Raw genomic sequence first — 21,552 nt, 5'->3', positions numbered from 1 at the left:
GCATACATCCCCATGTACGTCCCGTTCCCTGAAGAAGTGCCGGAGGACAATCGCCACATCGAGGCGATGGCCTGTTGGCATCAATCAATGGCGGGCGGAACCCTCTGCTACCGGCGTGGTGATCTTGTGGCAGCGGAGGCCTATTTTTGCCGGGCGCTGGAGGTGGCCAGGGAGATGCTTGATTGTGGCGGGCAGCGCGATCAGGCTGCGACAGCCTATGTCCTTGCCCGGCACAGCTTGGCCGATACCCTTGAGCGTGGCGGACGGAGCCATTGGGCCCTGCACCACTGGTTTGGAGCGCACCGCAAGCTGGAGCTGCTCTTTGCCGAGGCGCCTTCAGCATCTGCCAGGAAGGCGATTTTGCCCCACCTCCAGCGCACGCGCAGCGCCTTCCTTGCGGCCCTCAGCCGCCATCCCTCGCGGCATGGAGGGGCGGCTCTCCCGCGGCTCTGCGCGCAGCGCTTCGATCTTCACTGAGCCCGGCTGCCGACGCGGCAGCGCGCGGTGGCAAGGGGGCTTGCCACCGCTCCGCGAAGAAAGCTTGTAAGTAATTCTCTGACAAGATGCTTGCCAGACGATGTAACAATAAATATAATGAGAATCATTACCATTTAATGGTCTGCGTAAATTAGGTTTCCGGTGGCGGATACGGAGGCGGCGTAGTCCTGATTTAGGGGGTCAAACAAGAGATGAGCATGTTGCCGGAACTCGCAGTCAGCGCCCCGGTGCTCGAGAAGTTCATGGAGCTTTACGCGGAGGCCTTCAGTCATGATGGATTCGCCGAGATCCGGGTCGAGATCCGCATTCTTCGCCGCGGGCAAAAGGAGGTCATCCTTCACTGTGGCAGGCAGTACCGATATGTAGTGGATTGCCCTTCGGCCCATTGAGGCTTGGGCGATAAGTTGTATTTCTCTGGCTGAGGTGGGCTCGGCAGAGGATGAAATGCTGGCGACGTGGGGTCGCAGCCTATTGAAGCCGGTTGTCCGGCGTTGATCCAAGTACCCCGTAGCAGGAGTTTCCGTGGAGGGAATCCGGCGCTGCACTCAATCCTTTAATTCGGAGTCCATATGAATCTCGTCAGTCTGATGGGTCTGTCCAAGGCCGAACTCAAAACCAAGATCGAATCCATCGACGCGTCCGCCGTCAAGGGCCGTGGCCTGCGTCGCAAGCTCGAAACCATGAAGCGCAAGCAGGGTGGTTTCACGCTGCTGGAGCTGCTGGTTGTTGTGGCCATCCTGGCCGCCATCGCGGGCACTGCCACCACCCTATTGCACGACACTGACCGCAAAGCCAATGCGGCGGCGCACGTGGCCATGATGGATGAGCTGTCCAAGGGTATCCAGACCTTCTATCAGTTGAACGCCCAGCAATACCCCACGAACTGGGATTCGCTCCTGTCCAGCCCCACGGGTAACCTGACCGGTACTGCGCTGTCTGTCATTCTCAATGCGGATCTGGCTGCCAACCTGGCCACCGCAGCCCTGACAGCCGATGAGGTCGCTGCCCTCAACGCTGTGGGCATCAACAGCGTACGGGTGCTCGATGAGTCGGTGACCCACGGTGCCCTGACCTGCACGAACAACGCCGCAGGGGTTCAGGCGATCATCGCCAGCAAGGCCAACGACGTGACGCCGCAGAACATCTTCCGCCCGGCAACCGCCAATGGTTGCGGTGCCGTGAGCAGCGCTGCTATCACTGGTACGCCGAGCCTGGTGCTGTGGGATCAGACCCAGAACGTCCGGGTCAACGCCACCGCCACCGAGCGTCTCTTCGCGTTCGGTGTCGGTCCCGACTCGACCCTGTTCAAGCCCACCAACTACGGCGCCCTCACCAACGTGCCCATCTATCGGCACACCGCCGCGGGTGAATACAACCGCTTCATCGTCCTCTTCAACGTGACCACCGACTCCACCAGCCCGACCAACGGCAAGGCGACCCTGCAAGCCATCATCGACGGCGCCGGCGACACGAAGGACGAGGAACTGGGCGAGTTCGACAACGTTCGTCCGACCTAATTCTGGTCTTTCTGCATGACCCGGGGCTTCGGCCCCGGTGGGGTTACTCTGTCTGCGAGCTTCCTCGGCCCGCATTTTGCAGCCGGCGGCATGCCCGCGCCGCCGGCTCCTTTTTTACCAAGGTTTCCCATGTCCCCTCCAGGGGTCGCTCCCATCGCGCTGCGCATTCGTCTCGCCGGCTTCACCCTGATTGAGCTGCTCATTGTCTGCACCGTACTTGCCGCCCTGTCGGCCGTTGCTTGGGGCAGTTATCTGGGGGTGGGCGACAAGGCCCAGGACGAGCTTGCCCGTACACAGCTACAGACTCTCGCTCAGGCACTCCAGCGCTTCAGGGCCGATACCGGTTACTACCCCGGCCAGGGCCCGTTCGTGCTTTCCGCTGCGGGTGTCGTCGAAAGCCCGAACGCGCTGGATCCTGCCCGCACGGACTGTAGCGGGGTGGGAGTTATCGGGATTCCCCGGTCGTGGAGCGAGGCCCCGCCCGACGATGCGCAGCGAGACGCTTGGTTTGCCTCCCCTCTAAATATGGCAATGCTCTATAACGCGCCGCCTCTATGCGCCAACCATCCTCTGGGGCACCTGTATCGCTATGATGCCGACAGTCGACGGGGCTGGAATGGCCCTTATCTACCTGGTGCCGCCCGTCTGTGGGTGGATCACGGCAGCGATCTGAACAGCCGAGCGCTGGTGGGAGGCTCCGGTCCGGATGGGCAAGGACAGCCGACAGTGGGCAGCAAGCTGCTGGATCTGCCTGCCTATGGCGCGGGTCCGTCGTTCGGCGCGGCAGGACCGTCTTATGTCGACTGCGGCACCCAGGAGGACGCCGATGTCGGCAACAACTGCCTCCTTGGCTGGCGCAGCGTGCGACGCGAGACCCCTGGCTATGTCGCCGCCGATCACGAATTGGCCCGTCACTCCCGCCCCTTTTCTGCGTTCGGTCTGGCCGATGGCGACCACCCGCGTGTTGTGTACTGGGGGGCAGATGGGCGCTATGGCGGGCGCAATCTGGCCTCGGCGTGCGAGCCCAACCTCTCCGAAAGCAATGGCTATGGCCGGGACGACCTTGTCCTGTGTCTTCAGCCCTGACTACCAGCAGGCTCTTCATGATCATCCAACGACTGTCATCCTTTCTTGCTGTCCTTGCCCTGAGCCTCCCTTTCCTGGGTGTTCAGGCCGCAGAGCCTGCCGCCGCGCCGGACCCGACGGCGGCCTTCAAGACCGTAGACCTCAAAGCCCTGGTGCCCCAGAGCCGCATGGATCCGGGCCAGCGGGCCATCTTCAATCCTGTCCGGGTGCGTTTCACGGCGCGCCTGGCTGCTCCGCCTCAGGCCCAGAAGACGGCCTACCTGGACAGGGCGCTGGACATGCTCCAGATCAGCACCAAGCCCAAGGTCAGTCAGCGCATCGGCCTCGACTACGGTGGAGAAAAGTTGCTCGCCGCGTATGTGGAGGAGGGTGCCGCCGCGCGCATTGCCAAGGAACTGAAGGTGGGTGATAGCAGGGATTTTTACGCTTACCACGTCTACAACAACCAGTTCGGCCCGGCTCTGGTCGTGATCAGCTTCGGCCAGTGATGCCCGGATGATGCCTGTTCCCTTCCGCCTCCTCCGTGCCCGTGGCCTGACCCTGATCGAGTTGCTGGTGGTCATCGCCGTGATGTCGGCGGTCACCTTGGCGTCCTTCAGCTATGTGGGTGAGGACCGGGCGCAGATCCGCCATGACGACACCCAGCGGCGTCTCGAGGTGCTGCGTCGCGCGATCGTCGGCAGCGCTACGCCGGTCTGGGCAGGCGAGTTTCGTCTGTCGGGCTTCGTCAGCGACAACGGGGTGCTGCCTGAAAACTTGCAGCAGCTCGTGACCAGCCCCGCCGGTCTGGCGCAGCGGGGCGTGCTGACGGCGCGTTTTGATCGTAGTCCGCTGGGTAGCGACTGCAGCAGCGAAGGCAGCGATGTGGTCGATTTGGCTGGCGAGGGCGGTCTGCTTGTGAAGGGGCACCGGGGAGACTACCTGGCGGGCCTTGCAGTCAACGGCGTGTTTCGGGACGGGTGGGGCAATCGTGCGGCCGGTGACGACGTTCTCAATTTCGGTTGGCGTGTCACGGCGGGTGCAGGCAGTCTGGCCGTGGCCAGCCTCGGTGCCCACAACGAGTTGGGCAACGGCGTCACCGAGTGGGATACCGACCGGGGCTTTGATCTCGACGCGGGGAGCTGGTCGAGCCCCCTTGGCGGGTGGACGGTACGCCTAGTAAATCGCAGCGGTGCCGATATCGTAGCAGGCACTTGGCGGGCGAGCTTGCTGGTGTTCCGCAATGACTCATCGGGCGGACGCTGGCTGCGTTACACCTCTACTCCGTTCACCGCGTCCCTCCTTTCTCCTCTGGTAAGCGGTACTGCTACGCCGCTCGCCTTCGCGGCGACGGGGTGTTATCCGGGGGATACGGCCAACACCGCTGTGGCCCGCATCCCCGCCGGGCGGCATGTGCTGGTGCTGGTCCAGGACAGCGACACCACACCTCACAACAGCACGGATGGGCTCTACAGCCCGGGCGCACCCAGTGTTACCCCGGTGAGTGTGTTTTCAGCTACCCAACTCCCCGACGTGGAGCTGGTCATCCGATGAACGGCAGCGTGTTGGTCCGTCGTCTTCGCAGCCTTGTCCAGTGGCGGCCTGTTCGCCCAGCCGTGGCAGGCTGGCACCTGCGCCTCCAGCGGACGCTTCAGCGGCGGCGCCTCATTTTGGTGTGGTCCCCCGTGGGCCTGAGGGCGCGCATCCTGACCCAGATGGGGTCGGACTGGCAGGTGGGCGGGGAGGCGAGCTCACCGTCCGCTGACTTCGCTGTTGCGGTGGAGGCGGTGTGTACCGAGCTGGCAGCCAGGGGTGAGTCGATCCCGACCCGGGTATTGCTTGCGTCCAGTCTTGTGGTGCCAGCCCGCATTGATCTACCCGTGACGCCGGATAAGCCGCGTCAGCCCGCTCAAATGCATGAGCTTGTGCGTAGCGAGATCGAGCCCTCGGTGGCGGAGTTCGGCGCCTTCTGGAATATAGGCGCAGTGCTCTCTGCCCAGGGGGCTATGGATGAAGCGGCTCGTGAGCGCCTGGGGCTTGAACTGGCGCTGCGCCGGGAGGGGGGGCGCAGCCAACCCATGCGTTTTGGCGAACTGGCCTTGGAGCTGGGGCTCATTGAGCGGGACGCGCTTGAGCGGGCCCTGCGCATGCAGGAGTCCCTGCAAAGCCTGGAGGCCGAGTTCGCCTGCGCTTGGCACGGTAGCAAGGACCGGGACGGACGGGCTGTATGGCTCGGGGCTGCGGTCGGGCAGCGTCTATATCGGGAGTGGGATGAGAGGCTGAAAAGCCGTGGAATGGCACTGGTCGGTGCGCTACCCCTGGTGGGGCTGATGCCCGCGGCGGATGGGGCGGGCATCGTCATCGAGTGGTGGGGAGAGTTCGTCGCGGCCATCCGGTGGCAGGGTGGCTGCATCACCGGCCTGCGAGTCGAGAGCAGGCTGGAGAGGCCGGTGTCGGGGCATTGGGTGGGCCGCCTGATCGAGGACTGGCTGGAGACCGGGCGGGAGAGCATCGAGCTCAGGCTGCTCGAAAGCCTGTCCTCCGATGCAGCGGCAAACCTGTGTGCCGATCTGGAGTCCCGGGGGGGAGAGGGGATTGTCCCACAGGATGGCCCAGCCATCTGGGATGCTCTCTGGCAGCGTATTCCCCTTCTTGAGTTCGGCACGCGCGCCTGGTTGCCCCTCGTGCGTCCTGATCGCCTCGCCGGCCCGATCTGGAAACGTCCGGACTTCATCCGCGCAGCGGTGCTTGGTGCGGCGCTGGCCGGGGTGGCCGGGGTGGAGCTGACCCAGCGCCTGCGTCTGGGGGCTATCGAGGCGCAATTTGAACAGGCCGAGGCCCAGGCCCGCCAGAGTGCTGAGGTGGCTGGCCGGCAGCAGAAGCTCATCGATGATCTCAACACCCTCAAGCGCGATCTCGAAGCTGCGCGCGGCGAGCTGGCGCCTCTGGCCAACGAGGTGGACCGGCTGCAGGGGATCGACGACATGCGCAAGCATCTCCCCGAGTTGCTGCAGGGGTTGGCTCGGGCTGTGGGTGACGAGGTGGTCCTGGATGCCGTCCACCACGCGGCTGACATTGGCGATTTCTCCCGTATCAAGGTGGAGGCCTGGTCACCCGACTATACCGCCGCCCATTCCTTTGCGAGCCGGGCCGAGCGCGAGGTGGCAGCCCTTGATTACGGTGTCAGCCAAACCGAGGTCCGTCAGAGCAAGGGGCGCAACAAGCAGGCCGGTCACCAAGTGTCGTTCTGGCTGGTGCCGGTCGCTGAGGAGCTCGGCGACGCGCTGCCTGCTCGCCGAGGGCACCCATGAACGGCCTCTACCAGCGCTGGCAGGCGTTCTCCTCGTGGAACCGCAATGTGGCCCTGGTCCTCGCGGTGGCGTTGCTGATCGGGCTCTACGTGATGCTGGCCTGGCCCCACTCGGGCGGACGACTCAAGGAGATGGAGTACCAGCAGCAGAAGCAGCGTGCCCGGCAGAAGGCCGGCACAGGAAAACAGGTCAACTCCCAGACTCTGCCCGACTTGGGCGGGCAGAGCCCTGAGCAGGCTCGCAAGGAGCTGGATGCCCTGCGCGCCCGCATCGAGGAACTCAAGGCGCGCCAGACCGCCCTGCGTGGCCGCCTGCTCAATCTGGACGACACCGAAGGCATGCTTGCCCTGAAAAGCCAGCTCATCAGCCTGGCTGAAAGTGGTGACATGGAGGTGCAGTCCCTTGAACACGTATTCATCCGCGAGGGGGACCAGAACCGGCCCCCCACCCCCGAGCTCCTTGCCGAAGCGGCTGGGCGCAATCCCTACAAGCGCCCCTTGATCCGCCTGAGGGCCCGAGCCAGCTACCGGGGACTAATGCAGTTCCTGGGTGGCTTGGGCGGCCTTGATCATATTGCGGCACCGGTCAAAGCCGATGTGCGGGTGCGTTCCGCTCCCGCCGGCACACCCGCCACCGCACCTCAACAGTGGCTCGATGTGGAACTGCAATTTGCCATCTGAAGACATGAGTGACCTCGATACCCTGCTCTTGGAGACCATCGCGGCCCACGCCTCTGACCTGCATCTGGCGGCGGGCCGGCAGCCCTTCCTGCGCCGTCAGGGCGAACTCACGCCCCACGGTCATGGGGCATGGGACGACGACGCCATGCAGGCGCTTGTCCAGCCGCTGCTGGGGGAGACCCGGCTGCAGCGTCTGATGCAGACGGGCAGCGCGGATCTGGGTTACACCACCGCCGGCGGCGATCGCTTCCGGATCAATGTGTTCCGTAGCCTGGGGCGGCTGGCCCTGGTCGCCCGGCACCTGCCCGAGCGCTTTGCCAGCCTGACCGAGCTGCGCCTGCCCGAGCACCTGAGGGAGTTGGCTTACCTGGGCAGTGGGTTGGTGCTGGTCACCGGTGTCACCGGTAGCGGAAAGAGCACCTCGTTGGCCACCCTGATCCATGAGATCAATACCCACTGTGCCCGCCATGTCCTCACCGTCGAAGATCCGGTGGAGTTCGTGCATCGCCCGCTGCGCAGCGTTGTCAGCCACCGGGAGGTGGGTACTGACACCCCGGACTTCGCCAGTGCCGTGAAGGCTGCCATGCGGGAGGACCCGGACGTCATCCTGGTGGGTGAGATGCGCGACACCGAGACCATGCGGGCCGCCCTGGTGGCTGCTGAGACCGGCCACCTGGTGTTCTCGACGCTGCATACCGCCGACGCTACCGGCACCGTCGAGCGCTTCGTCGGCGCCTTTCCCGGGGAGGAGCAATCCCTAGCGCGGCACCGCCTCTCCATGGTGCTGAAGGCTGCGGTCTCCCAGCAGCTCCTGCCGCGTAGCGGCGGCGTCGGTCGGGTGCCCGCGGTAGAAGTTCTGAGGGTCACGCCCGCCATCTCCAACCTGATCGCCTCGGGGCGCAGCAACCAGATCTACTCCGCCATCGAGTCGGGCATGGAGCTTGGCATGCAGACTTTTGACCAATCTCTGGCCCTGCTGGTCCAGGAGCGCCTGGTGGAGGCTGATACGGCCCGCCCCTTGGCACGGGACCGGCATGGCTTCGACAACCTTGTGGCGTGTATCCGCCAACGCCAGCGTCCATGAGCCTCGCCGAGACCACCCTTATCAATGCCGGCCTGCAGGCTGGCCTGTTTGACAACGAGCTGCTCAACCGTCTGCGCCCCCAGGCGCGGCTGGCCCGCCAGTCCCTGCTCGAGGCCCTTGCCCGGGAGCTGGGGTTGCCACACACGGCCTTCGTCATGGCTCTGGCCCGGGTCCGGGATCTGCCTTTCTGTCGGCCTGGTACGTGGCTTGCCGATGAAGATGCGTTGGCCCGCCTGCCCGCGCCGCTGCTGCGTCGCCACCCCATGGTCCCGATGCGGCCCCTTGACGGAGCGGGCCTGCTCCTTGCGGTAGGGGATCCGGATGATGTAATTGGCATAGATGCCGCGCGACGGGTGCTGGGCCCGTTGCCCCTGGCACTGGCCGATGCCGATGCGCTGGCCGTTCTTGTCCGCCGACTGCGTGGGGGCGAGGTGGGGCGTGGGGGCGGTGATCTGGACCCGGTGGCCCTTTTCGAGCAGGTTATCAAGGAGGCCCGCCTGCTCCGCGCTTCGGACATTCATGTGGAGTCTCTTCCCGAAGGGGTGCGGATCCGCTTGCGGGTAGACGGGCGGATGCAGGAGTTCGGTGGTGTGCTGCCCCGGGATCTGGGCGATGGCTTGATTTCCCGGCTGAAGGTGCTGGGCGGCATGGACATCGCCGAGTCCCGGGCTCCTCAGGATGGAGGCATCGCCTATCCCCTCGGAGACCGCGAGACCGTGGAGATGCGTGTGGCAAGCGCCCCAACCAAGTTCGGTGAGCGCCTGACCCTCCGCATCATGAAATCCGATCCGGGGCGCCTCAGTCTGGACGCCCTCGGCATGCCCGCCGAGATGGCGGGCCGTCTACGGGAAGCCCTGGCCCACCCCCATGGGATTGTGCTCGTCACCGGTCCCACCGGCTCGGGCAAGAGCACAACCCTCTATGCCGCTCTGCGGGAGCTGGATGCCAACAGCCTGAACATCCTCACCGCTGAGGACCCTGTCGAGCAGGTGATCCCTGGCATCTCCCAGTTACCCGTTAGCGGCAAGGTCGGTTTTGCTGATGCCCTGCGCAGCTTTCTTCGTCACGATCCCGACGTCATTCTGGTGGGAGAAATCCGTGATCTGGATACGGCCGACGTGGCCCTGAAGGCTGCCACCACCGGCCACATGGTGCTCGCCACCCTGCACACCAACAGCGCCGCCGGGGCGGTGACCCGCTTGGCCGACATCGGCTGTGAGCCTTTCCTTCTGGGGGCCACCTTGCGGGCTGTGATTGCCCAGCGCCTGGTGCGTCAGCTCTGCCGCCACTGCGCTACCCTTAGACCGGCGACCCCGGAGGAACTGCATTGGCTCGGGCGGACGGATGGTGAAGTGGGCGATCTGGCTGTGCCAGTCGGTTGTCCTCATTGTCTGGGCAGTGGCTATCGCGGACGGGTGGGCCTGTTTGAGGCCCTGTGGGTGGATGGCGACCTTGCTGAGGCCATCGCCGACGGCGGCCGAGAGCGGGACATTGCCCGCCGTGCCACCCACCTTTGGCGCCTGGCCGACGACGCACGGGCCAAGGTCCTGTCTCACATCACCAGCTTGGCCGAGGTCAGGCCCTACTTGGCAGGTGCCGACTGATGGCGGTGTTCTCCTATGTAGCGCTTGATGCCCAAGGGCAGGAGTCGCGGGGCGTGGTTGACGCCCACGATCTGGCCGATGCCCGTTCCCGGGTAAGGGGCCTGGGGCTGCGGGTGCTGGAACTGGCTGCGGGTGATGGTGCCGGTGCAGCGGGGTGGCGCCAGATACTGAGCGGTGCCCTGCGCAGTCTTGGCTACCTGCTGCCGGTGGGGCTACGAGACCTGCAGATGCTGTTCCGGCAGATGCAGCTCATGCTGCGCTCCGGCCATACCATCCTGGAAACCCTCCAGGCCAGCGCAAAGTTGACGTCCAAGCCGCGGTTGGGCGATGCCTTGTCGCGCATTGCGGCCCGTATACAGCGGGGTACCTCCTTCTCGGCCGCCTGTTCCGAAGAGAGGGCCTTCTTTCCCCGGGTGGCGGTGAAGTTGATCGAAGCCGGCGAGGCCAGCGGCGAGCTCGATATGGTGTTCGAGCGCCTGTCGTCCATGCTCGAGCGCCGCGCCGAGGTCCGGCGGCAGCTCACCACGGCCCTGGTCTATCCGGGCATCGTCGTGCTGGCTGCCACCGGTGTCATCTACTACCTGGTCAGCTCGGTTGTGCCCCGCTTTGCCCAGTTTCTCAATGCCCGTGGCAAGGCGGTGCCGTGGGCGGCCCAGACCATGATGGATATGGCAGACCTGCTGCAGCGCTGGGGCGGGGTGGTTGGGGGCGGGCTGGTCGTGCTTGTCGTAAGCCTGCTCATCCTGCACCGCATCCCCGGCCCGCGGCTGGTGCTTGATCGCATCCTGCTGGCCCTACCAGTGGTAGGGGGCGCGCTGACTTTTGCGTCCATGGCCCAGGGCACCTGGATCCTGGGCATGCTCATCAAGAGCCGCTTGACCGCCTTGGAGGGTATCCGTGTTGTCGCTGACGTGATGGGCAATGCCCGCTTTGCCGCTGCCTTCCGCGCCGCCGCCGAGCAGGTACTCGTGGGCAAGAGCCTGGCCATCGCCCTGGAGCAGCCGGCCTTGCCACGGCTGGTGCGCCACATGGTGGCTATAGGCGAGCGCAGTGGGCAGATGGATACCGTGCTGGAGGCCCTTGGAACCCATTACCAGCGTGAGCTGGATGGTCGGGTCAAGCTGCTGTCCTCCCTCATCGAGCCAGTGCTGACCTTGCTGGTAGGTAGCATCGTGGGCTTTGTTTACTACGCGTTTTTTCAGGCTGTCCTTGCAGTCTCCACGGGGGGCGGCTGATGCATCGCCTGACTCTCGCACTTCCCCTGACCCTGCTCGCGGCAAGCGCTGCCGCCCAGAACCTCGAGTCGGTCATTGAGCGGGCGCCGCCGTCCATGGCCCAAGACCTGGAGACGCTGCGCCGCTATGCGGACGCGGTCGGCCGGCGAACCGGCGCCAAGGCCGGGCGGGAGTCCCGTGACACGGATGAGGTGCCGCTGCGGGCGCAGCTATCTGCGCCCCCATCTGTCGCGTCCGTTGATCGTGACCCCTTCGAGGTTTCGCCCCGCTTGCGGGAGGTGAGCCCACGGGTGACGGCGCCCGGCGTGGGCGGGAGCCGCATCAGCCGCAGCTGGCGCCTCAAGGCGCTGGCGTCCGGCCCGCTGGGGCGGATTGCCCAGATCACCAGTACCCAGGATGACCCGACGATGGAAGCGATGACCGTTCGCGACAAGGACGAGATTGACTTTGAAGGCCAGCGCTACGTGGTTAGTGTGCATGCGGACCGGGTCGAGCTGATCGGCAAGGGCGCCCCCCAGCTGAAGGTGATCATCCGATGAGCCTCCGGATGTGTACCCGCCTCCATCGCCAGTCGGCCCTGGCGTTGGCCCTGCTTGTCTGTATCCCGTCGCTTCAGGCCGCCGGCCAGGGGCACGCCTCGCTCGCTGCGGCACCGCTGACGACTCCTGGCGACCTGGACCTGCGCCTTGTCCGCCTCGATGACGCGGCCCGCCTGATCTCCCAGATCGGCAAGACCAATGTGGTGGTCACCAGCAAGGTGGCCGACAAGCTGGTGAGCCTCTACATGCGCGATGTCACGGTGGAGGGCATGGTGCGCAATCTTAGCCGCGCGGCGGGCGTCTGGTATCGCTACGACCCTGCCACCCGCACCTTCCTCATCATGGATGCGGAGCAATACCAGCGTGACATCGCCATCGCCCGGGACGAGGTGACCCGCAGCTTTACCCTGCGCCACACCAATGTGGTGAGTATCGCCAACGCCATCCGCGCGCTGTATGGCAACCGGGTCTCGCTCTCGATGCCCGTCGAGGAGCAGCCTCCGGTCAGTCTGGGGGCCACGCAGCGCACCCCCACGGGTACGGGCGTCGGTACTGTGGGGGTGGCGGGCCAGCAGGCGCTGGGCGCGCGGGGGGTGGGTGTTGGCAACACCGGAGGGGTTGGCGCTGCAGGCGGATTCGGCAATGCCTCCGGGGTGGGCGGGAGCGGTACGGGTATCCAGGGCAACTTTGGTGCCGGGACGACCAGCACTGCGTTGGCTGGCAATCTCAATCCTGGCCAGGAACTGGTGACGATGGGGCAGGACCGTATCGCCCGCCATGTTCAGCTAGACGAAAAGGGCAACCCGGTGGTGGATGCCGCCGACGTGCTGGCCGCCTCCACAAAAGGGGGGCCGCCCATCCAGGTCACCTACAACCGGCAGCACAACCTGCTGCTTGTCCGCACCGGCGACGATGATGCCCTCGCCAGCATCCAGAGGCTGGTGGCCGACATGGACCGCCAGCCCAAGCAGGTTCTGCTGGAGATGAAGATCCTCGAAGTCACCCTCGACAACGATTTCCGTTCCATCTTCGACATTGGCGTCGGCGGGCGCTCCACCTCAGCAGGCCCTGTCGGTTTGGGCAACATAACCAACAGTGCCGTGTCCGGCACCAGCGGGGCCTACGCCCGCAATGCCATCTCGTCGGGCAACTTCGCCGAGGAGAATGACCCGACCATGGTCTGGCAGATCGTCAGCAACGCCATCCGTCTGCGCCTGCAGTTGCTGGAGGCGCGCAATAAGGTCAGCGTGCTGGCCTCGCCCATGCTCGTGGCGTCCAACAATCAGCCTGCCCGGCTGTTCATCGGTGACGAGCGGGTGCTCACCGTGGGAGCCAGTTCCGACACCCAGACCGGCACCACCGGCGCCACCAACACCACCATCACCGTCGAGACCGAGAAACGCAATGTCGGCCAGACCCTGACCATCCTGCCGCGCATCAACGCCGATCGCTCCGTGTCCCTGACCATCGATCAGGACAGCTCCACGCTGAAGGCCGGGGACGCTACCATTCCCCTGCCCACCACGGGCGGCAACGTGTTCCAGTTTCCCATCGACACGGTTAACACGGCCAATCTGCAGGTCACCGCCCACGCCCAGGACGGTCTGACCGTGGCGGTGGGCGGCATGATCCGGCAGAACAACTCGGTGGCCCGCGAGCAGGTGCCTGTGCTGGGTGACATCCCGGGCATCGGCGTGCTGTTCCGCAAGGACGTCAAGACCCACTCGCGCAGCCAGATTGTGCTGCTCATCACCCCGCGGGTCATGGAGAACGGTGATGAGTCAGACCGGGTGTCCCGGGACAAGGCTCGGGAAGCAGAGGCCCTGCAGGACGGCAAAGCGCCGCCGACCCGAGTCGATCTGCCCGAGAGCCGCTCTCCCGGCAGCGCCACCCCTCCTCCGGTATCGATCCGGCAGCAGGGTGATGAACTATTTGTCTCCCTGGCCCGTGCGGCAGCCCGCGCCGTGCGCAATACGGACCCAACCGCAGCGCCACCGGATCGGCTCGCGCCGGTTGCCCTGGTCGGTCGTGAGGCCTTGTCCAGTGGTGATATCAACCTGATGATCCGCCCAGCGGCAAGCTGGAGCCGAGATGGCTATTACGTGACCGCGCTGCAGCTTGCCAACCTCGGCAGCGTGACCGTGGACGTAGGCCCCGGGCGCATTCCCGGCAAGTGGGAGGCGGTGGTAGTTGAGCGTCAGCGTCTTAGGGGGGCTCCGGGGGGCGAGTCATGGAGTTGGGCCTACGCGATCTCGCGACAGCCTTTTGATCAGGCCCGGGAGGTGCGCCCATGAAGTCGACAAGAAGGACATGGTGGTGGCTGGTCACTTTGATGCCGCTGCTTGCCCGCGCGGAAGACCCGCTGGAGGGCGCCGTGCTGACTGTGTTTGATGGGCGGGGAAGCCGCGTTGTTGCGGCCGGGCCTGCCACCGAAGCGCCCACCTTGATGGTGCCGGGGGTAGATGGGCCGCGTTCGGTCCGGATCGAGGGCGATTGGAGTGATTCGGTCGGGCAGGGGCATGTGGATGTGAGCCTGGGCTATCGTCACGACAAGCTGCGCTGGAACATCGCCAGTAGCAGCTCAGGCCGCGACACGCCAAACATCCTTTCGGAATTGGCGTGGCGCCAACATTCTGCGGCGCTGCGCCTGGGTGGGGAGTGGGTAGGCCACGAAGGCCTGAGCCTGAAGGGCGAGATCACATACGCCCATGCCGGCCCCTGGGGCGATGTGCGCGATTCAGACTACGCTTTGGACAACCGTAACGGTGAGTGGTCACGCTCTCACTCGAAGCCCGGTGGCGGGCAGTCCCTGGACTTTAGTGGCTCGGTCGGCTGGAGGTTCCCGCTTGCCCAGGTGCTCAGCCTCACCCCCCGGATCGGCTATGCCCGCCATACCCAGGATCTGAGCATGCGTTACGGCGAGACCGTACTTTGGAACCAGGCGTTGGCGGATCGTTTTCAAACCGGGCAGGGTAGCACGGGCACTTTCGCCGGACTCACCAGCAGCTATAAGCCGCGGTGGTGGGGCCCCTGGGCGGGGATGGGCTTGCGGTTCCAGCCCATCCAACGTCTCACTGTCGATGCTGAGGTGGAGCGTCACAGCTTCCATTACCGCGCCGAGGCCGACTGGAACCTGCGCGGCGACCTCGCCCACCCGCTCAGCTTCCGTCACGAGGGCAACGGCAGTGGCTGGGCCACCAGCACCGCGCTGGCCTGGCAGATCCAGCCCGGCTCGGCCGTCACCGCCAACTTCCACTGGCGGCACTTCCGCATCACGGACGGTACTGACGAATTCTTCGGCGCCGCTGGCAGCACTGGTGAAACCCGGCTGAACGAAGTCCGATGGTTGAGCTGGTCGGCGGGCCTGGGGTTCCAGCATGCCTTTTGACACGCCACTACTGCATACAAAGCGATGAGCACGACGACTGCAAACCTTCCCCCCCCCCGATCCCGCTGGCTGCTCCTCGGGCTGGTAATGCTGGCCCTGGCTGGTGGCACCTATGGCTGGACCCTGTGGAAGTCCGAATACGCGTGGCGTAGCGGCTATGGCGACGGCAGCCTGGCGCACATCCGCACTGCAAACCCCGCCGTACTGTCCGGCGGTGACATGACCACCTTCCATAAGGGGTACAAGCCTTTCGGGCAGCCTGCCGACAACCTGCCGTGGCAGTATGCAAAGCGCTTTGAAGATGGGGATGGCCTGTTCGAGCAGCCCTATCGTGCGGCGAGCGGTCGCGACCCCACGACGGTGAAGGCGGGCGGTGTTGCCACCACGCCGGAGGGGCTGGGTCCGCTCTATAACGCCAATGCCTGCGGCGCCTGCCATTTTCGTGACGGCCCGGTGGAGACACCCTACCAGACCGGAGAACCGATGAAGGGAATCTTCTTGCGCCTGAGCGTTCCCGATGGGAAGGGGGGCTACATGGCACCACCGGGCTATCATGCCCAGCTACGTGACAAGTCCGTGGCAGGTGTGCCACCAGAAGGGATGGGGGTGATTACCTGGGATGAGGTGCCAGGTGCCTTTCCCGACGGAGAGTCTTTTAGTCTGCGCCATCCACGCTATCGAGTGGACAACCCCGGCTACGGCCCCCTCCCGGCCGGGTTGATCCTGGAGGCGCGCAGTGCGCCGCGCCTCCCGGGCATGGGGCTGCTTGAAGCCATCGACACAGCGACGCTCCTGGGGCTCGCCAAGGCCCAGGAGCTTGATCCGGATGGTGTGTCGGGCAGACCGAACTGGGTCACGGACCCGGAGACCGGTGCTCGTGTGATCGGCCGCTTCTCCCTCAAGGCCAACGAAGCGAGCCTGCGTGCCCAGACGGCCGGCGCCGCCTTCAACGACATGGGGATGACCTCCCCCATCCATCCCCGGGAGCTCTGCCTGCCCGGTCAAACCGCCTGCACCGGGGCTCCGAAGAACGGTGGGCAGGGGCACACGGATCTCAAGGAAGAGCAGCTCCAGGTTCTTACGACTTACCTTCAGCTACTCGCCGTGCCTGCCAGGCGGAATGTCGACGACGCCCGGGTACAGCGTGGCGAGCGTCTGTTTGCCGACATCCGCTGCAACGCCTGTCATGTGGATACGCTGAAGACCGGTGGCACTCACCCGATTACCCGGCTGCGGGGTCAGATCATCCATCCTTACTCGGATCTGCTGCTGCATGACATGGGGCCGGGGCTGGCAGGTCGCCCGGACAACGATGCGGGGCCCGCCGAATGGCGGACGCCGCCCCTGTGGGGCATCGGCTTGACCCAGCGCAGCAACCATCACAGTGCCTTCCTCCACGACCAGCGCGCTCGCAACCTGACCGAGGCCATTCTGTGGCATGAGGGCGAAGCAGCACCTGCCCGCGCCCGTTTCATGGGGTTAAGCCGTCCGGACCGAGCTGCCTTGATTACTTTCCTGGAGTCCCTGTGATGACATCCGCACGACTCCTGCGGGGCCTTTTCCTTGTCTTTCCGTTCATTGAGGCAGGCTCCGCCTATGCTGGCGAAGCCACCCTTGATGCGATTACGGTGCATACCCAACGCGTGTCCCCGGGCGGGGCGCCACGTGCCCGCCCCTGGTTACGGGATGAGGTGGCCCCTGTTGAAGTGTGCTTACCTGACGAGGCGCTGCGGCAGGGCGCTACCAATCTGAACGAGGCCCTCGACAAGCGTCCGGGCGTGGCCGTCCAAGTGGAGTGCTCGATCTGTAACGCCCGCTTCATCTCCCTCAACAACTTGCCCGGGCGTTACACCACCCTGCTGATCGATGGCGTACCGCTGTTCTCGGCCGTATCCCAGGCCTATGGACTCGATTCGGTCGGCCTGCGTGGGGTCGAGCGCATCGAGCTTATGCGAGGTGCGGGCGCCTCTGGCCTGACCGGCGAGGCGCTGGCTGGCACCGTCAACATCGTTACCCGACGACCCACAAAGCGCGAAGGCCTGGTAGAGGCCGTGGCGGGGAGCTTTGGGCATCGCCGCCTGGACGCCCAGATCGCCGAGCCCATGAACGGCGGAGCCGTGATGGCCAACGTCCATTACAACACCCACCACTCGGTGGACAGCGACGGAAACGGTGTTTCGGAGTACGCCGGCTACACCCGCAAGCTCGGTGGGCTCGGCTTCTTCGCCGACGACGTGGGTGGGTTCAAGTTGCGCGGGCGCATCGACGCGGTAGACGAGAAGCGAGGGGGCGGCGCCCTTGGACGGGACTATGCAGCCATCAAGGCGAGCCGGGAGGGCAATCCCTTCGATTTCTCCCGGGGGCACCACGCTTCGACCTTCGCCGACGGATGGCTGAGCCCCGCTGACGGGAGCCCGATCCGCTACACGGATGGGCGTGCCGGGCTGTCCGAGATCATCTTCACCGAGCGTCAGTCCGCCTATGTTGTTGGTGAGCGGCGGCTTGGGGAGAGCTTGATCGGCCTTGCCGCCGGCTACGCCCGGCATGACCAGGACTCCTTCTACGAGGGGAGCGCCTACCTGGCTGGTCAGAACCAGGCCTACCTCATGGCGAGCCTCAAGACGCCACTCGCCGGCGGGGTATGGACCCTGCAGGGCGACTTCCGCTACGAGGATCTGCGCTCCCGGGCGACCCTGCCCGACGGCGGGCGGGCCGACGGGCTCGACAACTACACCTACCGCACGCCGGGTCTGGGTGTGCAAGCCTATTACCCCCTCTTCGATGATCGCCTGGAGGTGTCCTTCAATCTGCGGGCGGACCGGCACAGCACCTACGGCACCCAGTTGTCGCCACGGCTCAATCTGCTGTGGCATCACGACGAGCACAGTTCCAGCCGTATCTCCGCTGGTCAGGGCTATCGGGCTCCGACCAGCTACTTCGAGCAGGACCATGGCATCCTCGATACGCTGCAGATCGTCCGCGCCACCAACGGCGTCGAGAAATCCCGCAACCTGATGTACACCTTCGACTGGCAGGACGGCCCCTGGAAGTTTGTCGGCAATGCCCACCTGACCCGCCTCGACAACCTGGCGTGGCTGGATGTGAATGCCACGGATGTGCACGGCAACCCCATTTCCGTTCTGCGCAGTGCCGATCAACCGGTCAAGGTGAAGGGGGCCGACGCCCAGCTCGGCTACCAGTTCTTCCCGTGGCTGGCCGCCAGCGCTGCCGTCGAGTTGGCCCGCTACGACTTTCCGGTAGGCACCCTGGCCTTCGCACGACCCGAGAAGCGCGCCTACTTCACTTTGTCCGGGGACTACGGTTCTTGGGATTTCTTCGCCCGGGCTACCTGGACGGCCCCCCAGGATCTGTCTCGGTTCTACTACCGGGAGGCGCCACGCTACAACTTCGACGGCACCTTGAAGCCTGACCGCAGCCCTGCCTTCTGGACGATCGACATGCGTCTCCAGTACGCGATCTCCCCCCAGTGGGCGGTGTTTGCCGGCGTCGACAACCTTACCGACTTCCGCCAGACCCGGCACGACGGATACCTATGGATAGATGCGGGAGGTCGTGTGGACGTCACTCAGATCTGGGGCCCCAACCGGGGCCGATTCACCTATGTCGGAGCCCGCTTTGAGTTCTGACGCATTCGCCACTGCAAAGGAAAAACCATGAAACTCGCCGATCTGCCGCCCGCAGATGCCGCTGCGTTGCCTTCCCTGAACGTGGCCCTGGAATCCATCAACCGCATCCTGTTGGGAAAGGACAGGGTGGTCCGGCTGGCGCTCACCTGTCTGCTGGCCCGCGGCCACCTGCTGCTTGAGGATCTGCCCGGCATGGGTAAGACCGTGCTCGCCCACACCCTCGGAAAGGTCATGGGCCTGGGCTTTACCCGCGTCCAGTTCACCAATGACATGCTGCCGGCGGATCTGACCGGCGGCGCGGTGTTTGACCGTGATCGGGGCGAGTTCGTCTTCCACCCGGGGCCCCTCTTCACCCAGCTCTTGCTCGCTGATGAGATCAACCGGGCCTCCCCCAAGACCCAGTCGGCCCTTCTGGAGGCGATGGAGGAGCAGCAGGTGAGCTGCGATGGGGTGACCCACCCGCTACCTCGTCCCTTTTTTGTGATCGCCACCCAGAACCCGGTTGACCAGCTATCCACAAACCCCTTGCCCGAGGCCCAGCTCGATCGTTTTCTCATGCGCCTGTCCCTGGGCTATCCCGATGGGGGGGCGGAGCTCGACATCCTGCGGGGTGCCAATCGCAGGGATCTGATCAGTGAGCTGTCCCCGGAGCTTGACGCTCCGGGCCTGCTAGCCCTACAGGCTGCGGCCGACACCGTGCATGTGTCCGATGCCCTCCTGCACTACATCCTGGCGCTGGTGCATCACACCCGGGCCGATGCCCGCGCGGGGTGGGGCTTGTCTCCGCGCGGGGGGTTGGCGCTGCTGGCGGCGGCGCGGGCCTGGGCATTTCTAGATGGCCGCGGGCATGTCCTGCCCGCCGACGTGCATGCGGTGTTTGCCGCCACGGTCGTACACCGCCTTGGGCTTGCCGATGCTCCCCACGCGCAGGCCGCCGCAGAGGGGATCCTGCGGGAAGTGACCCTGCCATGAGATGGCGCGCATCCCTCCTCCCCACCGGCGTCGGTCTGGGCAGTCTGGCCGTGGTTCTGGTCCTGCTGGCGACCGCCATCAACTACGCCAGCAACCTGATCTTCGGCATGGCCTTCATCCTGCTGGCCCTGTGGCTGCAGGCTGCCTGGGACGCGTGGCGCAACCTGGCGGGCCTGACACTGCGCTGGGGACCCGCGCCCCATGCTTTTGCCGGCGAAGAGGCGGACTTTCGCGTAGTTCTGGTGGGCCCACTTACGCGACCCCGGCATCGGGTGGCCCTGGCCGTACCTGGGCGCGAGGGGCCGCCTGAAGGGCTGCTGCAATCGGGTGACGGGGTCGGCATTGTCCGGCCGGTGCTCGCTCGGGGGCTGCCTGTCTTTTCGGACTTCCGGCTCATCAGCACCTGGCCTTTGGGCCTGTGGTGTGCGTCACGGCCGCTGCCGCCCTGCTCCGCGGTGGTTTATCCCCGGCCCGATGGTGCCTTGCCGCTGCCAGAAGGCCATCCAGACCCGGCCCATAACAGCAATGAGGCCAGTGATTTCCAGGGGCTTCGCCCCTACGCGCCGGGCGACAGCCCGCGCCACATCAACTGGCGGGCCTTCGCCCGGCGCGGTGAGCCCGCGGTCAATCGCTTCGACGGCTCGCGGGGAGGGCATGCCCTGTGGCTGAGGGACGGGGCCTGCACAGGGGATCTGGAGGCCCGTCTGTCGCAGTTGGCACTGTGGATCGTCGAGGCGGATCGCCAGGGGCGGGAGTTCGGGCTGGGGCTGCAGGCCGTGAGGATTCCACCCGCGAGGGGCCACGTGCAACGGCAGGTCTGCCTGAGTGCGCTGGCTGCCTTCGAACTCCGTGGCGCCAGGGGCGTCAGCGCATCATGACGCCGTCCCGTTCCGCGTCCGCTGCTGTCTTGCCGAACGACCGTCGGGTGCGTCCCTACCCATATCGACAGCCTGGTCAGGTCCGGGCTGTCGAACCCTTCTCCTTGGGGCTGATTGGTGTCGAGAGTCAGGAAGACACCGGGGCCTGGAGTCTCAACGGAGGTCGCTGATGTCCTTGTCTGTCGCATCCCTGCCGCGCTTCCCCCAGGCGCACTTCAACGCCTCCGGGAGGGACGCGCTGCCCAGCCTGGCCCTCGTCCTGCTCGCCGGTGTGGCACATTTTCCGGCGCTTCCTGCGTTGGCGGGGCCTTTGCTGGTGGTGGGGCTGCTCAGCCGGCGGCTACCAGCAGGGCGCCTGGCGGTGCTCGGGCGGCTGGTCCTGCTAGCCCTGTGCCTGTTCGTCGGGAGCCAGCAGGAAGGCTGGCTGGCGGCGTCGACCCTGCGTCTGGCCGTGCTGGCGGTCATTACCCTCAAGTGGGCCGAAGCATCGAGCCGTCGGGAACTCACGCTGGTCAGTCTGGTGGCGTTTCTGGTGGTGGCCCTGGGCACCCTGCAGTGGGGAGACGGCGGTGGCTCCGTGCTCGCCCTGGTAGCCCTGCTGCTGCTGGTCTTCAGCCTGAGCCGGACTACGTCGGACCCAGGCCCGCTGCTGAAGCCCGCGTCGCGCCGGCTGCTGACCTGTCTGCCGTTGGCTGCGGTGCTCTTCCTGTTCTTTCCCCGCATCCCCGGCCCCCTCTGGGACATCGGGCTGAGTCTTGGTTTGCCCCTCTCCATCAGCCCAGAGCTTTCCAGTGAGGGGCTGGGTGTAGGCGCCCGCCTCAAGCCAGGGCAGGCCCAGACGGACGTGACGCCGAGCACCCCCGTTCTGGTGGCCGAGTTCCGGAACTGGGTTCCTGCCCTGAGCCAGCTTTACTGGCGAGGGCCGGTCTACTACGACTACGACGGTGTGGAGTGGAGGCTCGACGCAGCCTACGCTAGTGGTGACGGGCGCGGAATCATGCGTGCCGGCGGGCTGGCGCCATCTGCTTTCAAGGCCCAGATCACGACGCGTAGCCAGCAGGTGCACTATCGGGTCCGCCTGTCGCCCCATAACCGCCTGTGGCTCTACGCCCTGGATTTACCGGCGGGGGTGGT

General features: G+C 65.6%; 19 protein-coding genes. All 19 read left to right on the top strand.

The window, feature by feature from the left end:
* Positions 1–12 precede the first annotated feature (12 nt).
* Positions 13–477 carry a hypothetical protein gene (locus J0L98_RS13625; RefSeq protein ID WP_296412316.1) on the top strand — a complete coding sequence of 155 codons (465 nt, stop codon included), beginning with the start codon at positions 13–15 and terminating at the stop codon, positions 475–477.
* Between the two features lie 218 nt (positions 478–695).
* Entirely contained in the window at positions 696–887 is a 192-nt protein-coding gene (locus J0L98_RS13620) for a hypothetical protein (RefSeq protein WP_296412315.1), read from the top strand.
* Between the two features lie 180 nt (positions 888–1,067).
* The gene (locus J0L98_RS13615) at positions 1,068–2,015 is read left to right on the top strand and encodes a type II secretion system protein (protein ID WP_296412314.1); all 948 of its coding nucleotides are present in this window, start codon (positions 1,068–1,070) and stop codon (positions 2,013–2,015) included.
* A gap of 129 nt (positions 2,016–2,144) precedes the next feature.
* Positions 2,145–3,101: a prepilin-type N-terminal cleavage/methylation domain-containing protein gene (locus J0L98_RS13610; protein WP_296412313.1), complete on the top strand. Its 957-nt coding sequence runs from the start codon at positions 2,145–2,147 to the stop codon at positions 3,099–3,101.
* 17 nt (positions 3,102–3,118) lie between these two features.
* Positions 3,119–3,589 carry a hypothetical protein gene (locus J0L98_RS13605; protein WP_296412312.1) on the top strand — a complete coding sequence of 157 codons (471 nt, stop codon included), beginning with the start codon at positions 3,119–3,121 and terminating at the stop codon, positions 3,587–3,589.
* Between the two features lie 7 nt (positions 3,590–3,596).
* Positions 3,597–4,634 (top strand): type II secretion system protein, encoded by a 1,038-nt coding sequence (locus tag J0L98_RS13600; protein ID WP_296412311.1) that lies wholly within the window; start codon positions 3,597–3,599, stop codon positions 4,632–4,634.
* Positions 4,631–6,391: a hypothetical protein gene (locus J0L98_RS13595; RefSeq protein WP_296412310.1), complete on the top strand. Its 1,761-nt coding sequence runs from the start codon at positions 4,631–4,633 to the stop codon at positions 6,389–6,391. Before J0L98_RS13600 ends, J0L98_RS13595 begins: the two co-directional genes overlap by 4 nt.
* Positions 6,388–7,071, top strand: a complete 684-nt coding sequence (locus J0L98_RS13590; protein ID WP_296412309.1) for a hypothetical protein — start codon at positions 6,388–6,390, stop codon at positions 7,069–7,071. Before J0L98_RS13595 ends, J0L98_RS13590 begins: the two co-directional genes overlap by 4 nt.
* A gap of 4 nt (positions 7,072–7,075) precedes the next feature.
* Positions 7,076–8,155: a PilT/PilU family type 4a pilus ATPase gene (locus J0L98_RS13585; protein WP_296412308.1), complete on the top strand. Its 1,080-nt coding sequence runs from the start codon at positions 7,076–7,078 to the stop codon at positions 8,153–8,155.
* Positions 8,152–9,759 (top strand): type II/IV secretion system protein, encoded by a 1,608-nt coding sequence (locus J0L98_RS13580; RefSeq protein WP_296412307.1) that lies wholly within the window; start codon positions 8,152–8,154, stop codon positions 9,757–9,759. Before J0L98_RS13585 ends, J0L98_RS13580 begins: the two co-directional genes overlap by 4 nt.
* Positions 9,759–10,994, top strand: a complete 1,236-nt coding sequence (locus J0L98_RS13575) for a type II secretion system F family protein (RefSeq protein ID WP_296412306.1) — start codon at positions 9,759–9,761, stop codon at positions 10,992–10,994. Before J0L98_RS13580 ends, J0L98_RS13575 begins: the two co-directional genes overlap by 1 nt.
* A complete protein-coding gene (locus J0L98_RS13570; RefSeq protein WP_296412305.1) occupies positions 10,994–11,533 on the top strand; it encodes a hypothetical protein in 540 nt (179 codons plus the stop codon). The genes J0L98_RS13575 and J0L98_RS13570 overlap by 1 nt, the downstream gene beginning before the upstream one ends.
* Positions 11,530–13,827 carry a hypothetical protein gene (locus tag J0L98_RS13565; RefSeq protein ID WP_296412304.1) on the top strand — a complete coding sequence of 766 codons (2,298 nt, stop codon included), beginning with the start codon at positions 11,530–11,532 and terminating at the stop codon, positions 13,825–13,827. Before J0L98_RS13570 ends, J0L98_RS13565 begins: the two co-directional genes overlap by 4 nt.
* Entirely contained in the window at positions 13,824–14,921 is a 1,098-nt protein-coding gene (locus J0L98_RS13560) for a hypothetical protein (RefSeq protein ID WP_296412303.1), read from the top strand. The genes J0L98_RS13565 and J0L98_RS13560 overlap by 4 nt, the downstream gene beginning before the upstream one ends.
* Before the next feature lie 24 nt (positions 14,922–14,945).
* Positions 14,946–16,451, top strand: a complete 1,506-nt coding sequence (locus tag J0L98_RS13555) for a di-heme oxidoredictase family protein (protein WP_296412302.1) — start codon at positions 14,946–14,948, stop codon at positions 16,449–16,451.
* Complete coding sequence (locus J0L98_RS13550) at positions 16,451–18,568, top strand: TonB-dependent receptor (protein ID WP_296412301.1); 2,118 nt, start codon at positions 16,451–16,453, stop codon at positions 18,566–18,568. Before J0L98_RS13555 ends, J0L98_RS13550 begins: the two co-directional genes overlap by 1 nt.
* A gap of 27 nt (positions 18,569–18,595) precedes the next feature.
* Entirely contained in the window at positions 18,596–19,540 is a 945-nt protein-coding gene (locus J0L98_RS13545) for an AAA family ATPase (protein ID WP_296412300.1), read from the top strand.
* Positions 19,537–20,418, top strand: a complete 882-nt coding sequence (locus J0L98_RS13540) for a DUF58 domain-containing protein (protein WP_296412299.1) — start codon at positions 19,537–19,539, stop codon at positions 20,416–20,418. The genes J0L98_RS13545 and J0L98_RS13540 overlap by 4 nt, the downstream gene beginning before the upstream one ends.
* Before the next feature lie 169 nt (positions 20,419–20,587).
* A partial coding sequence (locus J0L98_RS13535; protein WP_296412298.1) for a DUF3488 domain-containing protein occupies positions 20,588–21,552 on the top strand: 965 nt, incomplete at its 3' end.

The organism is Zoogloea sp. (genome assembly GCF_017302315.1).
Taxonomy (GTDB): Bacteria; Pseudomonadota; Gammaproteobacteria; order Burkholderiales; family Rhodocyclaceae; genus Zoogloea.
Note: the sequence above shows the minus strand (reverse complement) of the source record. Positions and strands in the feature narration are given on the sequence as shown.

Bases quoted from the DNA above. Each gene is read 5' to 3' on its own strand.
- J0L98_RS13625 (WP_296412316.1), top strand. From the start codon at position 13: ATGTACGTCCCGTTCCCTGAAGAAGTGCCGGAGGACAATCGCCACATC.
- J0L98_RS13620 (WP_296412315.1), top strand. From the start codon at position 696: ATGTTGCCGGAACTCGCAGTCAGCGCCCCGGTGCTCGAGAAGTTCATG.
- J0L98_RS13615 (WP_296412314.1), top strand. From the start codon at position 1,068: ATGAATCTCGTCAGTCTGATGGGTCTGTCCAAGGCCGAACTCAAAACC.
- J0L98_RS13610 (WP_296412313.1), top strand. From the start codon at position 2,145: ATGTCCCCTCCAGGGGTCGCTCCCATCGCGCTGCGCATTCGTCTCGCC.
- J0L98_RS13605 (WP_296412312.1), top strand. From the start codon at position 3,119: ATGATCATCCAACGACTGTCATCCTTTCTTGCTGTCCTTGCCCTGAGC.
- J0L98_RS13600 (WP_296412311.1), top strand. From the start codon at position 3,597: ATGATGCCTGTTCCCTTCCGCCTCCTCCGTGCCCGTGGCCTGACCCTG.
- J0L98_RS13595 (WP_296412310.1), top strand. From the start codon at position 4,631: ATGAACGGCAGCGTGTTGGTCCGTCGTCTTCGCAGCCTTGTCCAGTGG.
- J0L98_RS13590 (WP_296412309.1), top strand. From the start codon at position 6,388: ATGAACGGCCTCTACCAGCGCTGGCAGGCGTTCTCCTCGTGGAACCGC.
- J0L98_RS13585 (WP_296412308.1), top strand. From the start codon at position 7,076: ATGAGTGACCTCGATACCCTGCTCTTGGAGACCATCGCGGCCCACGCC.
- J0L98_RS13580 (WP_296412307.1), top strand. From the start codon at position 8,152: ATGAGCCTCGCCGAGACCACCCTTATCAATGCCGGCCTGCAGGCTGGC.
- J0L98_RS13575 (WP_296412306.1), top strand. From the start codon at position 9,759: ATGGCGGTGTTCTCCTATGTAGCGCTTGATGCCCAAGGGCAGGAGTCG.
- J0L98_RS13570 (WP_296412305.1), top strand. From the start codon at position 10,994: ATGCATCGCCTGACTCTCGCACTTCCCCTGACCCTGCTCGCGGCAAGC.
- J0L98_RS13565 (WP_296412304.1), top strand. From the start codon at position 11,530: ATGAGCCTCCGGATGTGTACCCGCCTCCATCGCCAGTCGGCCCTGGCG.
- J0L98_RS13560 (WP_296412303.1), top strand. From the start codon at position 13,824: ATGAAGTCGACAAGAAGGACATGGTGGTGGCTGGTCACTTTGATGCCG.
- J0L98_RS13555 (WP_296412302.1), top strand. From the start codon at position 14,946: ATGAGCACGACGACTGCAAACCTTCCCCCCCCCCGATCCCGCTGGCTG.
- J0L98_RS13550 (WP_296412301.1), top strand. From the start codon at position 16,451: ATGACATCCGCACGACTCCTGCGGGGCCTTTTCCTTGTCTTTCCGTTC.
- J0L98_RS13545 (WP_296412300.1), top strand. From the start codon at position 18,596: ATGAAACTCGCCGATCTGCCGCCCGCAGATGCCGCTGCGTTGCCTTCC.
- J0L98_RS13540 (WP_296412299.1), top strand. From the start codon at position 19,537: ATGAGATGGCGCGCATCCCTCCTCCCCACCGGCGTCGGTCTGGGCAGT.